Origin of the sequence: Thermaerobacillus caldiproteolyticus (genome assembly GCF_013761245.1) — a bacterium.
In the GTDB taxonomy this organism is placed as follows: Bacteria; Bacillota; Bacilli; order Bacillales; family Anoxybacillaceae; genus Thermaerobacillus; species Thermaerobacillus caldiproteolyticus.
Map to the genome: position 1 here is coordinate 243204 of NZ_JACDUT010000001.1, position 15771 is coordinate 258974.

The following is a 15771-nucleotide window of genomic DNA, read 5'->3' on the forward strand; positions in this document are numbered from 1 at the left end:
ATTGTAAGAAGTAAACTATTCATTGTAAATTAAATTGTTATTCTAAAAAGTCTTTTAATCGCTTGCTGCGGCTTGGATGACGCAATTTCCGAAGCGCCTTTGCTTCGATTTGGCGAATGCGCTCGCGAGTAACACCAAACACTTTTCCTACTTCCTCAAGTGTACGCGTGCGCCCATCATCTAAGCCAAAACGTAAACGAAGCACGTTTTCTTCACGGTCTGTGAGCGTATCTAATACATCTTCCAGCTGTTCTTTTAAGAGTTCATACGCAGCATGTTCAGATGGAGAGGTCGCATCTTGGTCTTCAATAAAATCGCCTAAATGCGAATCGTCTTCTTCACCAATCGGCGTTTCGAGCGACACAGGCTCTTGCGCGATCTTTAAAATTTCGCGCACTTTTTCCGGTGTTAAATCCATCTCTTCGGCAATTTCTTCTGGAGACGGTTCGCGGCCAAGGTCTTGAAGCAGCTGTCTTTGCACGCGAATGAGTTTGTTGATCGTCTCAACCATGTGAACAGGAATGCGAATGGTCCGCGCTTGGTCAGCAATGGCGCGCGTAATCGCTTGACGAATCCACCATGTCGCATACGTACTAAATTTATAGCCTTTACGGTAATCAAATTTTTCAACCGCTTTGATTAAGCCCATGTTTCCTTCTTGAATTAAGTCAAGAAACAACATGCCGCGACCAACATAGCGTTTGGCAATGCTGACAACAAGGCGAAGGTTGGCTTCCGTTAAACGGCGCTTTGCTTCTTCATCGCCTTGTTCAATTCGCTTGGCTAGTTCAATTTCTTCTTCAGCCGATAGTAACGGAACGCGCCCGATTTCTTTTAAGTACATACGAACCGGATCATTAATTTTGACCCCGGGTGGCACCGTTAAATCGTTTAAATCAAATTCTTCTTCTTTTGTTAAATCGTCTATGTCTGGATCGGTGTCCAAGTCAGATTCACTAATGACATCGATACCTTGCTCAGCTAAGTATTCATAATATTCATCCATTTGATCAGAATCAAGATCAAATCCAGACAATCGCTCGGCAATTTCTTCGTACGTTAAAATGCCGCGCTTTTTTCCCAGTTCTGTTAATTGTTCTTTCGCTTGTTCTAGTGTGACATTAGAGTCAACTTGTTTTGAGCGAGCTGATTTTTCAGCCATTTTGTTACCCCCTTCTAAAGCTTTACAACAACGTCACGAAATTGATAATTGTTTTTTCATTTCAATTATTTCTTTGGCAATGCGGGCAGCTTTCAAAAAGTCTTTTTTCCGTTCTGCCTCGATTTTTTCCTGTTCTTTTTCCTTTAGCATTAACCATTTTGGGTAATTCAACACATGTTTGATATAATCGTTTAACTCTTGAGTAGAGATTTCTTCGTTAATAAGAAGCATCGATAGCTCTGTTACAAGCGGCTTTAAATGATCAGGCACACGCGCAATCAGCAAGCTAACATCCGGCTCGTTTCCTTCCTCGTAAAACGCATATACATACGCAGCAATGGCGCGATGTTCTTCAATGTTGAACTCTCCTTGAATCGCTTGCTGAACAGTCAAGGCAACATCTCGGTTCCGAAGCATATGGGCAAGCAATATTCGTTCAGCGTTTTGAAAAGCAGGAAGAAGTTTTTTAGGCAGCGGTTGTCGCGTTGCTACCCGTTCCCGAGCGTCGGCGTTATGTTTGTCTTTCGTTTTTTTATAACGCTCCAATTGCTGCTGCAAAGCAGATAATGAAAGGGAAAATTCGTTTGCTAATTGTCGTAAATAGTAATCTTTTTCAATCGGATTGGTCAATTGGCTAATTTCTTGTAGCACTTCTTCAATGTAGCGGATTTGGTCACTTTCATTCTGTAAATTTTTCCCTCTGCGCAAATACGCCATTTTAAACGCCATAAAGGAGTTGCTCGCTTCAATAACGTCACGTTGAAATCGCTCTGAACCGTACTTTCTTATATATTCATCTGGGTCCAGGCCATCAGGAATTGTAGCAATCTTCACATGACAACCTGTTCCAGACAGGAGTTCCGCTGCGCGAAACGTTGCTTCAATTCCAGCTGTATCACCGTCATAGCAAATGATGACGGATTCGACATTTCGTCGAAGAATGCGCGCTTGATCTTCTGTTAAGGCTGTTCCCATCGTCGCAACGGCATACGCCACTCCAGCTTTTATCGCGGAAACAACATCAGCAAATCCCTCAAATAAAACCGCTTCTTGGCGTTTTCGAATATGTAAGCGCGCTTGGTGAAAGTTATATAAAATTTTTCCTTTATGAAAAATTAACGTTTCGGGACTATTTAAATATTTTGGCTGTCCTTCTCCTAACATTCTTCCAGAAAAAGCGACCGTTTCTCCATGATGGTTATGAATCGGAAACATAATCCGGTTGCGAAACCGATCAAAATAGCCCCCGTTCTCTTTGCGAATAACGAGCCCTGCCTTTTCCATCAGTTCAAGAGAAAAACCGCGTCCCGTTAAAAACTTTACGGCAAAATCCCATGAATTCGGCGAATAACCGATTTCGAATTGCTCAATAATTTCACGCGTCCATCCGCGTGCTTGCAAATAGTCAAATGCCGCTTGTCCTTCTTTTGTATTTAAAAGCAAATGATGATAAAATTTCTTTAGAAGCTCATGAGCTTCTATCATTTTCTTCGCTTCATTCGCGCCCGTATAGCTTTCGCGTTGATCGTCTAACGCTAAATGAGATAGGTCAATATTTGCTCTTGATGCTAATCGCTTGGCTGCATCAATAAAAGATATTCCTTCTATATCCATGAGAAACGAAAAGACGTTTCCTCCGGCACCGCAACCAAAACAGTGAAAAATTTGCTTTTCAGGAGAAACGGAAAACGACGGCGTTTTTTCCCCATGGAATGGACACAAACCAAAATAGTTACGTCCTTGTTTTTTCAGCTGTACATAGTCACTAATGACATCGACAATATCTACAGAACGACGAATCGCTTCAATCGTTTCTTCGGGAATGCGGTATCCCATATCAACAGCTCCATGTTAATTATTCTCGACCTATACGGAATTTCCTGCGAGTTTCGACAAAATTTTTTCGAAACCTTGTAGAAATACACGACGTTCCTCGTTTGAGAAACGTTTTGCCCCCTTCTGGTATATCCCTTGCCTTCGCTGTTTCGCTTGAAGATAGCGAAGATGAAGAATATTGTCCATTTCCCTTTCTTCATACACTTTTCCTCGCGGCGAAATCACATAGATGCCGCGGTTTACCAGCATGCTCGCCAACCCGATATCTTGGGTCACGACAACATCTCCTTTAACAGCGCGGTTCAAAATATATAAATCGACCGCTTCTTTTTCTGTATCCACGTATACCCATTTCATTTCTTCAGAACGAGAAACATGGTTATACGAAGATACAAACACACTTAGTATATTATATTTACGAGCGAGCCAGAAAATTTCACTTTTTACTGGACAAGCATCTGCATCAACAAAGATTGTTGGTTGCAATCCGTTATGCCTCCTAATATTCTACATCGTTCACAAAAATCCTGCTTTTCCCTCCTATATAAAAAACGAATTTTGTCGAAAAAGATTTTTTTGTTCCCCTTGACAAGTAGCTATAAATAGTTTACTCGCTCTATATGTACTCTAAACCTATTTTGTTCATTTTTATCACAATTTTTTATTATAATACAAATGGTCAGAATATGCTATAGAAAAGTAAAAAAGCACAGTTCACGATATCGTGAATGTGCTACAATTTTCTTTTTTTCATAATAATGTTAGCAGTCTCTTCTACTGCCTTGTTCGTTACATCAATGACATCGCAGCCAATTTTTTTGATGACTTCATCAAAATAATCAAGCTCTTCTTTAATTCGATCCATATTGGCATAAATGGCTTGATCGTTCAATCCAAGCGATTTGAGTCGCTCACGGCGAATGGAAATCAATTTTTCCGGGCTGATTTTCAAGCCGAAACATTTTTGTGGCGATACTTTAAATAGTTGTTCCGGCGGTTCTACTTCCGGTACAATCGGAACGTTGGCGACCTTCAATCGCTTATGAGCTAAGTATTGGGAAAGCGGAGTCTTCGATGTGCGTGAGACACCGACTAGCACAATATCCGCTCGCAAAATGCCGCGAGGGTCACGTCCGTCGTCATATTTCACAGCAAACTCAATCGCCTCGATTTTTTTGAAGTAGTCTTCATCCAACACACGTACTTGTCCCGGCTCATAGCGCGGCGTCATGCCAAACAAATCGCGCATTTTTTCAATAAGCGGTCCGATGATGTCATACGCCTCCACACCTTCACGCGCAGCTTCTTCAATAAGAAATTGACGCATTTCTGGCACAACAAGCGTAAATGCAATAATCCCTTTATTCATTTTTGCAAGGGCGACAACTTCCGCTAATGTTGTTTTATCCTCTACATATGGCACTCGCTTTAATTGGATGAGTGAACTATTAAACTGGCTGGCTGCCGCTTTTACCACTAACTCTGCGGTTTCTCCTCCTGAATCAGAAACGACGTATACGAAACGTTGGCTCATCTCCATCCCCTCTCTACAACAAATCGTCTTTCGCTAGAGAAACGAAAGCTTTCGTCATATTTGTTTTAGTAATTCTCCCAATCACTTCGTAGCCTTTTTCTGTTTTTTTCACGACCGGCATCGCATCAATTTGTTTTTCAATTAGCCTCTCGGCGACATCAATGAGCAAGTCGTCTTTATAACAAACCGTAATATTTGGCATTCTTGTCATAATAATATTCACAGGAATCGTTGTTAACTCTTGTTTGCCGATACTTGCCCGCAACAAATCTTTTCTTGACAGAACGCCAACTAATAGCGACTCGTCATCGACGACAAACAACGTTCCGACATCTTCAAGAAACATTGTCACAATCGCATCATATACGCTGACATTTTCATTGACTACGACCGGAATCGATTGGTAATCGCTGACTTTAATTTTTTTGATCTTGTCAGCAAGAAGTTGAGAACCTGTCTTTCCTGTATAAAAATAGCCGACTCTCGGCCTTGCCTCCAAATAGCCAGCCATAGTTAAAATTGCCAAATCAGGGCGCAATGTCGCTCTTGTTAAGTTCAATTTTTCGGCAATACTTTCACCCGTAATGGGACCATGATCTTTAACAATTTGCAAAATTTGCTCTTGGCGTTTATTTAGTTCTATTGTCGCTCACCACCTTACCAAATAGGCTATACTCATATGAAAATATTATAACTTAATGAAACGTTTTGCAAAGGAGAAATCGTGAAAATTCATTTTGTTCAAAAAAATCAAGCCTGTTGCATAAACAGGCTTTGCTCACTGCAAATGATGTTTGAGTTGTTCCATTTGGGTTAAAAAACGCTTCGTTTTTAACATGAGTCCCGAATACTCCTCATAATAGGCGGAAATGACATGGTGCAGCTCTTTTTTTGTTTCATCTTTGACAGAAATTTTCCCTAATCTCGATAGATCGAGGTAATAAAATAGCCGTAATAGTTTCACCGCAGCTGGGGAAAGAGGCAAACGGTGTGGATCTTTCTGTTCACAACGATGGCAAAGAAATCCTCCTTCCTTAATGGAAAAAGAAAATTTCCCTTCCGTTCGCCCGCAAACAGCACATCGATCTAATGTAGGAGGCAATCCCATGACGCTTAACATTTTCATTTCATAAATGTACATTAGAATCTCTAAATCAAGGCCATCGTTCATATACTTTAGTGTTTGAAGAAGCAACTCAAACAAATAAGGATTTCTTCTCTGCTCTTCGGTCACTTTATCGGTCAACTCAACAATGTAAGAGGCATAGGCGGTTGTAAAAATATTTTCGCGAATCGCTCGCATCGTGTCAACCACTTCCCCCTGGTGTAAAACCCCGATTCCACGACTTTTTTGAATTAAATAATGGCCGTATGTAAACGGTTGGGTAACAGCAGAAAGGCGGCTGCTTGGCTTTTTCGCCCCGCGTGCCATTGCAGCCACCTTTCCCCATTCTCTTGTAAACAACGTGACAATTTTGTTGGTTTCTCCGTAATCAATGGTTCGAAGCACAATGGCTTCACATTTTTCAAACAACATTATCACCACCAAGCTGAAAAAGCAGCTTAGAAAATCGGCTGATCCATTTCGCTTACTTCATTTTCTTGTTCATCGCCATTCGGTTGATATTCTCTTTCAAGCTCTTTAAAAAGGAGATATGTGTCGATATTCCCTGTTTGGCTAAACAGCTTCCATGTGAATTCTAGCATCGAACCACACCTTTCCGCCCTTACAGCATAGCTTGTTATTCAATCTATTTATAGGTTGGTCTTGCTACGAAACGTTTATGTTACGTAAAATTTGCTAAATTTAAATTAATATTCATCTTCCCTAAATCCGAAATCGCGCAACTGCGACAGCTTATTTCGCCAATCTTTTTGCACTTTTACCCAAAGTTCTAAAAATACTTTCGAGCCAAGCAACGCTTCAATATCCATACGGGCACGCTGTCCAATTTCCTTTAGCATTCGTCCTTGTTTTCCAATAATAATCCCTTTTTGCGAATCGCGTTCAACAATAATCGTTGCGCCGACATACACGGTCTGGCTATCTTCACGCCGTTCGATCGTATCAACGACAACAGCGATTGAATGCGGAACTTCCTCGCGCGTTAAATGAAGCGCTTTTTCTCGAACCAATTCCGCAATAATAAACCGTTCAGGGTGGTCGGTCACTTGATCAGGCGGATAATATTGCGGTCCTTCCGGCAAATACTTTTTAATTTGTTCGATCAATGTTTCTACGTTGTTTCCTTGTAGCGCTGAAATCGGGACAATTTCAGCAAACGAATACAGCGATTTATAGTGGTCAATAAGCGGCAGCAATTCATCAGGATGAACTTGGTCGATTTTATTGACGACTAAAAAGACAGGTGTTTTTATTTCTTTAAGACGCTCAATAATAAACGCGTCTCCGCGACCGAACCCCTCTTCGGCATTGATCATAAACAAGATTAAATCAACTTCCTTTAGGGCGTTTTGCGCGACTTTCATCATAAAATCGCCCAATTTATGCTTTGGTTTATGAATTCCTGGTGTGTCGATAAAAATGATTTGTGCATCGTCAATTGTATATACACCTTGAATTTTATTACGCGTCGTTTGTGGTTTATCGCTCATAATGGCGATTTTTTGTCCAATGACGCGATTTAAAAACGTCGATTTTCCAACATTCGGTCTACCGATAATCGAAACAAATCCTGATTTATATCCTTCTCTATTCATGCAAATCCTCCGCTAAAAATGCTTCTGATAGTAGTTCTTTCACAGTTAGTTCAGTTGTATCACCATTTAAATTTGCCAAAACCACCTTCATATCTGGTGGACATAATTCGGAAATGACTTGGCGACATGCCTCACAAGGCAGCACCAGACGATCGGAATCGGCAATCACCGCCAACGCCACGTATTCTCGTTCTCCTTCTGAATAAGCTTTAAACAACGCGGTTCGTTCTGTACAATTGCATACGCTATAGGCAGCGTTTTCAATGTTACAGCCGCGGTATACTTTGCCTTCCCTTGTCAATAAAGTGGCACCGACTTTACATTTTGAGTAAGGAACGTAAATATTCTCATGCTTTTTTGCTTCTTCAATTAGCAAAGGAGTAAAACTCCTTCTTTTTTATTTTACAATAAATTGATGAAAATTTCATCTCCCTTTACAAAAATGTAACAGAAAAATTAGAATTTTCTCATTTCATCACTTATATGATATATGGCAAAAAAATGATGATACCGATTATGACAGAGATCATTGCTCCTACTAAAACAGCGCCAGCAGCAATATCTTTCGCCGCTTTTGCAAGCGGGTGCAGTTCTTGTGTCGTTAAATCAACGACGCGTTCTAGCGCCGTATTCACCATTTCTAAACTAATGACCATCCCTATTGTTACCAATAAAATGAGCCATTCCGTTTTTGAAATATTGACAATGAAGGCAGTAACAATGGCGATGAAGGCAAAAAACAAATGAACTTTCATATGCGATTCCTCTTTTATCGCCATCACGATTCCCGTCCACGCATAGGCAAAACTTTTCGCTTCGCGTTTCCAACTTCTCATGTTTTATCTTGTTAACCCGTATTGCTCAAGGATTTGTTTTTGTTTTGCAAACATTTCTTTTTCTTCTTCCTCGGTTTCGTGGTCATAGCCCAATAAATGCAAAAAGCCATGAACCGCTAAGAACCCGAGTTCGCGCATGAACGAATGCCCGTATTCTTCCGCTTGCTCTTTAGCTTTCGGGACGGAAATCACAATATCACCAAGCACAGGCGGCAAATCAGCTCCAACAATTTCAACTTCTCCATCACTCATTTCCTCAAGTGCAAAAGAAATAACATCAGTGGGCTGGTCTTTGCCGCGATAGTCGCGATTGATGACGCGAATTTGCTCATTATCAACAAAGGAAATGCTCACTTCTGCCCCCTCAGAAACTTGTTCGATCTCGGCAGCATAATTCAACAACTGTTCGATAATCTTTCGTTGTTCTTCCGTTACTTCGTTTGTTTCGTCAATAAAATCAATGTGTAATTTCATGCTTATTTCACCTTTTCCTTTCGAATGTCTGGATATTCAATTCGCGAATGAAAGACGCCGTTGAGCGTTTCGCAAAGCGATTTAGCGACAAGCTCTAATTCCCTTAATGTAATATCACATTCATTGAATTGATTATCTTGAAGCCGGTCAGCAATAATGCTGCGGACAAGTTTTTCAATTTTCTCTTGTGATGGATTTGCTAGCGACCGGACCGCTGCTTCGACGCTGTCAGCAATGCTAATCACCGCTGCTTCCTTCGTTTGCGGTTTTGGTCCCGGATAACGGAATTCCTCTTCTAATACATAATCCATTTGTTGCGTCGCTTTATGATAAAAGTACTTCAACAGCGTTGTACCGTGATGCTGCTCAGCAATATCAATAATTTCTTTTGGCATTCGGTATTTTTTTAAAATAGAGACCCCATCTGTTACATGGGCAATAATAATATTTTTGCTTAATTGCGGCGATAATTGGTCATGTGGATTTCCGCCGATTTGGTTTTCAATAAAATAGCGCGGACGTTTTGTTTTTCCAATATCATGATAATAACAAGCCACTCGAGCTAACAAGCCGTTCGCCCCAATCGCTTCACACGCTGCTTCGGCTAAATTGGCTACCATAATGCTATGGTGATAAGTACCTGGTGCTTCCGTTAAAATTTTTCGCAGCAATGGGTGGTTAGGGTTCGAAAGTTCAATGAGCTTCATCGATGATAAAATTCCGAAGCTCGCTTCGAAAAATGGCAGCAAGCCGATAGTAAAGATCGCCGAGAAAAATCCTGAAGCAAGCGCCATTAATAAAAACATGCTCATTTCCATCATCGAATAATGGCCATTTTTCATCAATATCATCGCTAACATGACGACAATATTGATAAACGAAACGAAAAAGCCCGCTTGCCAAATTTTTGCTTTGCGCAGCTCTTTTTGTAGAAACAGACTTCCCGCTAAAGCGCTTGTTAACAAGTATACTGCGATGGAAGCGTGAAAGGTGCCGTTCATTCCTTCGTTAAATATCACACTCCCGCAGATCGAATAAATAACGCTCGTCATGATGGCAAGCCGTTCGCTCAATAAAATGCGGGTAAGCATCGTTCCGAACGCAACAGGGACGAGATAGCCGGTTGAAAAGGTGTCGCTTTCCGGAAGTAAACGAATCAGCTCCATAATGATAACAGTAATAGTAAAAATCGTGACATAAATCAATAAATACGTATTCGTTTGTTGACCATCATCGATCCACCGCGTAAAACCATAAATGATAGGAGCTATTAATAATATTACTAAAAGAAGAAGCCCGATAAAAGGTTGGATGGAGTGATCATTTTCCAACAATCCGACAAGCTTGAGCTGATGATAAATTTCGTTCGTAATAAATTGCCCTTCCTCGACAATAATTTGCCCTTGTAAAATTTTTACCGGTTTCACTTCATCCATTGCTTGTCTTCGCTTTTCTTCCGTAGCAGCGCGATCATAAATCACGTTTGGAATAATCGCTTCTTTTGTCAACTTCGTGACAATATCTTTTAAAGACGAGGGAAGCATCACGTATTTCAACTCATTTTGCACGCGCATTTTGGCTTTTTGCAGCTCTTCTTGTGTAATCGGCTCGTTCATAATGGAATGAACAGCTGTCACCGATGCTTCCTTTGCCACCCTTATTTCTTCACTTTTGGCAGTCAATAATCTTATCCACTCATCTTCAGATAAATACGTAAACCATTCTTGCGGCAAACGCTCCTTTAACTTCTTTATTATTTCTGAATCGTTTTTTAACGATCCCGTCTCTTCCTGAATGTCTAAAATCGTTGTAAATAACGATGAAATTAAATCAACACGATTTTCTGCATATTCCTTTTTTAATGTATAAACGTCTGTTACTTTCTCTGCTGCCTCTTTTTTCAGTTTTTCGGTTGTATCTTTATCTTCAATCGTAATCGGCGACCGAATCGTTTCCTTGGAAATATCAAAAGGGCGAATCGAGTATTGTTGCGGTTTCACATGATAATAAAGCACCGTAACCATAAGCAATGCCAAAAACGTAAATAAAATATAACGAATGATACGCACATGTTTCACATGCTCAAGAAAAAAACGAATCCTCTCCAATTGATTTTCCCTCACTTTGCCTGCTAAAGAAATAGACCCATACAAAAGCACGATGGGTCTTTTCTTTCTTTATATCCCGGCTTGATCATAGGCTTGGATAATTTTCGCGACAAGCGGATGACGAACAACATCTGTCTGTTCCAAAAATACAAATGAAATATCACCGATAGCTGGCAGAATTTCTTTGGCTACCGCTAGCCCTGATTTGACTCCCTTCGGTAAATCGACCTGTGAAATATCGCCGGTAATGACCATTTTGGAACCGAATCCTAATCGTGTTAAAAACATTTTCATTTGTGCTGGTGTTGTATTTTGCGCTTCGTCTAAAATGACAAACGCATCCTCTAAGGTTCGCCCACGCATATACGCAAGCGGCGCAATTTCAATCGTTCCGCGTTCCACTAGGCGTTGCGTATGCTCTGCTCCTAGCACATCATGAAGAGCATCGTAAAGCGGACGCAAATACGGATCGACTTTTTCTTTTAAATCCCCTGGCAAAAATCCCAGACTTTCTCCAGCTTCCACCGCTGGACGTGTCAAAATGATGCGCTTGACATGGCCACCTTTTAACGCATTGACGGCCATGACCACAGCCAAATACGTTTTCCCTGTTCCCGCCGGTCCAATTCCAAACACAAGGTCATGTTTTTTAATCGCTGTCACGTATTGACGTTGTCCTAGCGTTTTAACACGAATCGGTTTTCCTTTTGCATTTTTCGTAATCTCTTCTTCATATAGCTCGATGAAATATTCAAGCGTACCGTTTTTCGCCATTTGGATCGCATACATAACATCGCGTTCGCTAATGGCAATGCCTTTGCGAATGACGACTAATAAATGGCGCAATACGTCCTCAACGAGCTGAACGTGCTCTGGACTACCGGAGACGCTCACAAGCTCTCCTCTCGTCACAATGGAAACACCTAACTCTTGCTCCATTCGCTTTAGATGGACATCATGAATGCCAAAAAGTGCAATCGCTTCGTTTGCATTTTCTACTTGTTGGCTAATTGTTACGAACTCTTCTGACATCCTTTAGTCTCCTTGAACAATAGGTTGTGGTATAGCGATATTTTCAATCACTTGATAATGCATCTCTACTCTTACTTTACCATTCTCTTTCGCTTCATGCAAAACTTTTTCCCCTTTAATGGAAGCATCTTCCTCCAATTTCGCTTTTAATTCTTTCCGAGCAATTTCTTTTGCTTTTTGAAGCGCTTCTTCCCACGAATAGTTTCTTGTTACCTCTTCAGTTTCCCGATAAATGACGCGCTCATAAAAGATTGGAAGTTCCCAGCGCCAAAAGCGCAGCGCTTTTTTTTGCTGGTCGATTTTATAATGTGAAAATGGCGGTTTTTTAAATCCCCAGACAGGAATCAAAATGTTTTTTATAGTAATATAATGCTTTTCTACATACTTTCCTGTCAATACATGAAATGATGCTTGTAATGGAAGGACAACGGTAGACTTGTACCATGTTTCGCCAAAAATTTTTCCGCGCGCTGGCACGAGTTTGGTTTGTCCTTCTTTCCCGATAATACCGGATACTAGAATTTGTCCTTTTTTGACATGGTCATGAACGGAAATGACTGGTTGTCCTTCTTCGACAAACATGTCCGTAATCACTGCCTTTTTCTTCGCCACTAAATGTTGCACACCGATTCGTTTCGTCTCTTTCGGCTGCTTTTTTTCAACGACTTGAAAATAAAAAGTTGTGCCTTTTAGCTCTACACCGACCCACGTAATCGTCTCAACACGGTTCGTTAGTTTTCGCTGAATCGTTTCGGGATCGTCAATAAGAAATTGAAATGCTCCTTTTTCTACTCCCATTCGCTGTAATTCCTTCATAATTCGATATTCCGTCTCGGGTTTTGCCCCTTTAATTTGAATGTTCCATACCATGTTGGAAAGCAGGAAAACCATAATGAAAAATAAACTTATTCCTACCATAAACCCGATATTGGAAACCATTTTTTTTAGGAAAAAAGGGAAACCGTTTTTCCCGATAAAATAAAGCTTGCATTCACTATTTCTCACAACAGCGCGCACGTTTGGTATATCTTTCAGGAGAATGAAAAATGTCGTTATATCTTCACTATGCTTTTTCACGTCCCAAACAGTAATACCGTTGCGTAGGCAAGCATTAATGAATCGTTCAGCACCTCTTCCCTGTACTTTGACCCTTACACTGCCTATGAACAAGCTCAACCACTGGTTTTTCATCACTTTTCCTCCCGAAAACATTATTCATCTATATAAATTACTTGGTTAATTTTCCCTTGTAGTAAAATTTCTTCGGGCAAAATTGTTTTAATCACAAACTGCTCTCCGCGAACGAGAAGCTGTCCTTGTTTCAATAGCAACCGCAATTCTTTATCGCTAAACGTGAGCAAGCCGCGATGATTTTCAATATAAATATGTATTTGTCCAATCATCGTAATGCGGGGAAGGTCCATGACAATGTCAGCGGGTAGTTCCAGTTTATTTGTAAGCCAACTTCTCATGCGCTGTCGCCACTTCTTGACCATAAAAAAGAACCCCCTTTCATCTCATACATATGAGAGAAAAGGGGGTTGTAGCACATTTTTACAATACATCATGATAAAAAAAGCTGTCTCATTAAAATGAGACAGCTTTTTATGAAGACAAATGCTGTTGGACAAGCTTGTTGACGAGAGAACCATCTGCTTTGCCCTTTACCTTTGGCATGATCGCTCCCATCACTTTGCCCATATCCGCTTTCGAAGTAGCTCCCACTTCGGCAATCGTCTCTTTCACGATTTGCGTGAGCTCTTCTTCTGTCAATTGCTTTGGCATATATAATTCAACAATTTGAATTTCTGCTTTTGTTTTTTCCACAAGGTCTGAACGACCAGCGTTTTCGAATTCTTGGAGGGAGTCTTTACGCTGTTTCAATTCGCGAGAAAGCACTGTCAGCTCTTCGTCTTCCGATAGTTGACTTTTGCCAAGCTTAATCGCTTCGTTTTGCAATGCTGCTTTCAACATCCGAATGACGGAGAGTTTTTCTTTTTCCTTGTTTTTCATCGCTTGTTTCATATCATCATTTAAACGCTCAAGAAGACCCATAAATACACCCTCTTTTAATGCTTGCGCTTTCTAGCCGCTTCAGACTTTTTCTTACGTCTTACGCTTGGCTTTTCATAAAATTCACGCTTTCTAGCTTCTTGCAATGTGCCTGTTTTTGAAACAGCACGTTTGAAGCGACGAAGAGCGTCTTCAAGCGACTCGTTTTTACGAACGATTGTTTTTGACATCCTACTTCCCTCCCTCCGAACAACACCACTTACATTTATGTTACCAAATGTGTACTTGTCAATTATAATATATGCAATATTGTAGGTCAACTAAAAAACTGTCATTGTCTCTCTTCCTTGTCCATACAATATGGTGAAAGGAGAGAGAACAAGTGATGCAACTATTAATATGGTTTACGGTCTATGTGGGCATTTTCTTGCTTGGTATGTTCATGATGAAATCCGGTCTTTACTCCCTTTCGGCGCAACAGTTAAAACAATGGCTATTACGCTTTACAAAAACCCCGTTGCAAGGATTTTTGACGGGAATAGTGGTTACCGCTTTGCTTCAAAGCAGTTCTGCGGTGATGGTCATTACCGTTGGCCTTGTGACAACCGGTTATTTCACGTTTCGGCAATCGATCGGAATTATTTTAGGCAGCAATATCGGTTCGACAATCACTACGGAAATCATTACACTTGACTTAGGCAAAAGCATTATTCCGATGTTATTGCTTGGCGCGCTTCTCGTCTTTTTTGTCCGCCATCGTTTCACTCTTAGTGTAGGAATGACAATCGTCGGGATTGCTTGTTTGTTTTTTGCGATGGACGGATTTCGTCAACTGGCCGAACCGCTATCTACCTATCCAGTGGTGAATGAATGGTTACGAAAAACAAACGACTCCGCATTACTCGGAATTGGAATCGGTACTGTTCTTACGTCGATCATTCAGTCAAGTGCGGCAACGATCGGGATTGCCATGAGCTTTCTTGTCGAACAACTGTTGACACTGCCAGCTGGCATCGCCATTCTTCTCGGCGCCAATATCGGTACATGTGTCACAGGTCTTTTAGCAAGTATCGGTTCAAGCAGAGAAGCGAAACTCACTGCGTACACTCATTTATGGTTCAATGTTATAGGCGTCACCGCTTTTTATTTTTTCATTGAACCGCTCGCTTCATTTACTAAAACGCTCTCTGCTGCACCTGATGTACAATTGGCCCATGTAAGTGTACTGTTTAATGTAATTTGTTCTGTTGTAGCTTTGCCGTTTACTAATTGGATTGAAAAGGCAATGCTGTTTCTTCATCAAAAAGACGATTAATAATCAGTTGTTGCTGTTTTTCCTTGAACGATAGCGGCACCTGAACTTGTACCAATGCGCGTTGCTCCCGCTTGAATCATTGCTTCGGCACTTTGAAGGTCGCGAACGCCTCCAGACGCTTTTACGCCGATGCTTGGCCCAACAGTTTTCCGCATAAGCGCAACGTCCTCAACCGTTGCGCCACCTGTAGAAAAGCCAGTTGAAGTTTTCACATAGTCTGCACCGGCTTTTACGGCTAATTCACAGGCGCGCACTTTTTCTTCTTCTGTAAGCAAGCATGCTTCGATAATCACTTTAACAAGCGCTTTTCCTTTTGCCGCATCAACAACCGCGCGAATATCGCGCTCAACAAGCTCGTCATTTCCATCTTTTAACGCGCCAATATTAATGACCATATCGACTTCGGTTGCACCGTTTTCAATCGCATTTTTCGTTTCAAACGCCTTTGTTTCTGGCGTGTTTGCCCCGAGAGGAAAGCCGATAACAGTACATACTTTAACATCCGTTCCCTTTAATAGCTCTGCCGCTGTCGCTACCCACGTTGGATTGACACAAACGGACGCAAAATTATATTGTTTTGCTTCCTCACACAATTTAACGATTTGCTCTTTTGTTGTATCTGCCTTTAATAATGTATGATCAATCATTTTTGCAATATCGTTTGCCATGTTGACTACATTCTCCTTTCTTATTTGCAGAAGTCTGACCTCTATCATCATATCATTATTTTTTTGCAAAAA

General features: G+C 40.9%; 19 protein-coding genes. 1 reads left to right on the forward strand and 18 read right to left on the reverse strand.

Translation table 11 applies throughout. From position 1 onward, the window contains the following. Positions 1 to 37 precede the first annotated feature (37 nt). The 17 genes from rpoD to rpsU form a co-directional block, all read right to left on the reverse strand. A complete protein-coding gene (gene rpoD, locus HNR31_RS01295; protein ID WP_181554439.1) occupies positions 38 to 1162 on the reverse strand; it encodes an RNA polymerase sigma factor RpoD in 1125 nt (374 codons plus the stop codon). Positions 1163 to 1195: 33 nt separating this feature from the next. Further along, complete coding sequence (gene dnaG, locus HNR31_RS01300; RefSeq protein ID WP_181554440.1) at positions 1196 to 2998, reverse strand: DNA primase; 1803 nt, start codon at positions 2996 to 2998, stop codon at positions 1196 to 1198. A gap of 30 nt (positions 2999 to 3028) precedes the next feature. Next, positions 3029 to 3484, reverse strand: coding sequence for a YaiI/YqxD family protein (locus HNR31_RS01305; protein WP_181554441.1), 456 nt, complete (start codon positions 3482 to 3484; stop codon positions 3029 to 3031). A 247-nt stretch (positions 3485 to 3731) separates the two neighbouring features. Beyond that, positions 3732 to 4532: a pyruvate, water dikinase regulatory protein gene (locus HNR31_RS01310; RefSeq protein ID WP_181554442.1), complete on the reverse strand. Its 801-nt coding sequence runs from the start codon at positions 4530 to 4532 to the stop codon at positions 3732 to 3734. A gap of 13 nt (positions 4533 to 4545) precedes the next feature. Next, complete coding sequence (locus tag HNR31_RS01315; protein ID WP_267240215.1) at positions 4546 to 5175, reverse strand: helix-turn-helix transcriptional regulator; 630 nt, start codon at positions 5173 to 5175, stop codon at positions 4546 to 4548. Between the two features lie 135 nt (positions 5176 to 5310). Next, positions 5311 to 6066, reverse strand: a complete 756-nt coding sequence (gene recO / locus HNR31_RS01320; protein ID WP_181554444.1) for a DNA repair protein RecO — start codon at positions 6064 to 6066, stop codon at positions 5311 to 5313. Positions 6067 to 6095: 29 nt separating this feature from the next. Beyond that, positions 6096 to 6239 carry a YqzL family protein gene (locus tag HNR31_RS01325; RefSeq protein WP_181554445.1) on the reverse strand — a complete coding sequence of 48 codons (144 nt, stop codon included), beginning with the start codon at positions 6237 to 6239 and terminating at the stop codon, positions 6096 to 6098. Between the two features lie 105 nt (positions 6240 to 6344). After that, the gene (era, locus tag HNR31_RS01330) at positions 6345 to 7253 is read right to left on the reverse strand and encodes a GTPase Era (protein ID WP_181554446.1); all 909 of its coding nucleotides are present in this window, start codon (positions 7251 to 7253) and stop codon (positions 6345 to 6347) included. Further along, positions 7246 to 7629: a cytidine deaminase gene (locus HNR31_RS01335; RefSeq protein ID WP_181554447.1), complete on the reverse strand. Its 384-nt coding sequence runs from the start codon at positions 7627 to 7629 to the stop codon at positions 7246 to 7248. The genes era and HNR31_RS01335 overlap by 8 nt, the downstream gene beginning before the upstream one ends. Positions 7630 to 7732: 103 nt before the next feature. After that, the gene (locus HNR31_RS01340) at positions 7733 to 8089 is read right to left on the reverse strand and encodes a diacylglycerol kinase family protein (RefSeq protein ID WP_181554448.1); all 357 of its coding nucleotides are present in this window, start codon (positions 8087 to 8089) and stop codon (positions 7733 to 7735) included. 3 nt (positions 8090 to 8092) lie between these two features. After that, positions 8093 to 8563 carry an rRNA maturation RNase YbeY gene (gene ybeY, locus HNR31_RS01345; RefSeq protein WP_181554449.1) on the reverse strand — a complete coding sequence of 157 codons (471 nt, stop codon included), beginning with the start codon at positions 8561 to 8563 and terminating at the stop codon, positions 8093 to 8095. 2 nt (positions 8564 to 8565) lie between these two features. Then, a complete protein-coding gene (locus HNR31_RS01350) occupies positions 8566 to 10671 on the reverse strand; it encodes an HD family phosphohydrolase (protein WP_258560989.1) in 2106 nt (701 codons plus the stop codon). A gap of 69 nt (positions 10672 to 10740) precedes the next feature. Continuing rightward, positions 10741 to 11703: a PhoH family protein gene (locus HNR31_RS01355; RefSeq protein ID WP_181554450.1), complete on the reverse strand. Its 963-nt coding sequence runs from the start codon at positions 11701 to 11703 to the stop codon at positions 10741 to 10743. Between the two features lie 3 nt (positions 11704 to 11706). After that, positions 11707 to 12894, reverse strand: a complete 1188-nt coding sequence (gene yqfD / locus HNR31_RS01360) for a sporulation protein YqfD (RefSeq protein WP_181554451.1) — start codon at positions 12892 to 12894, stop codon at positions 11707 to 11709. A 20-nt stretch (positions 12895 to 12914) separates the two neighbouring features. Next, on the reverse strand, positions 12915 to 13199 hold the full coding sequence (gene yqfC, locus HNR31_RS01365) for a sporulation protein YqfC (protein ID WP_181554452.1): 285 nt from the start codon (positions 13197 to 13199) through the stop codon (positions 12915 to 12917). A gap of 109 nt (positions 13200 to 13308) precedes the next feature. Continuing rightward, positions 13309 to 13758: a GatB/YqeY domain-containing protein gene (locus tag HNR31_RS01370; RefSeq protein WP_181554453.1), complete on the reverse strand. Its 450-nt coding sequence runs from the start codon at positions 13756 to 13758 to the stop codon at positions 13309 to 13311. Between the two features lie 14 nt (positions 13759 to 13772). Beyond that, positions 13773 to 13946: a 30S ribosomal protein S21 gene (gene rpsU / locus HNR31_RS01375; protein ID WP_027407847.1), complete on the reverse strand. Its 174-nt coding sequence runs from the start codon at positions 13944 to 13946 to the stop codon at positions 13773 to 13775. Positions 13947 to 14101: 155 nt separating this feature from the next. Here rpsU and HNR31_RS01380 point away from each other — a divergent pair, with 155 nt between their 5' ends. Then, positions 14102 to 15031: a Na/Pi symporter gene (locus HNR31_RS01380; RefSeq protein ID WP_181554856.1), complete on the forward strand. Its 930-nt coding sequence runs from the start codon at positions 14102 to 14104 to the stop codon at positions 15029 to 15031. Here HNR31_RS01380 and deoC read toward each other — a convergent pair. Continuing rightward, positions 15028 to 15699, reverse strand: coding sequence for a deoxyribose-phosphate aldolase (deoC, locus tag HNR31_RS01385; protein WP_181554454.1), 672 nt, complete (start codon positions 15697 to 15699; stop codon positions 15028 to 15030). The genes HNR31_RS01380 and deoC overlap by 4 nt on opposite strands. Between the last annotated feature and the right edge of the window lie 72 nt (positions 15700 to 15771).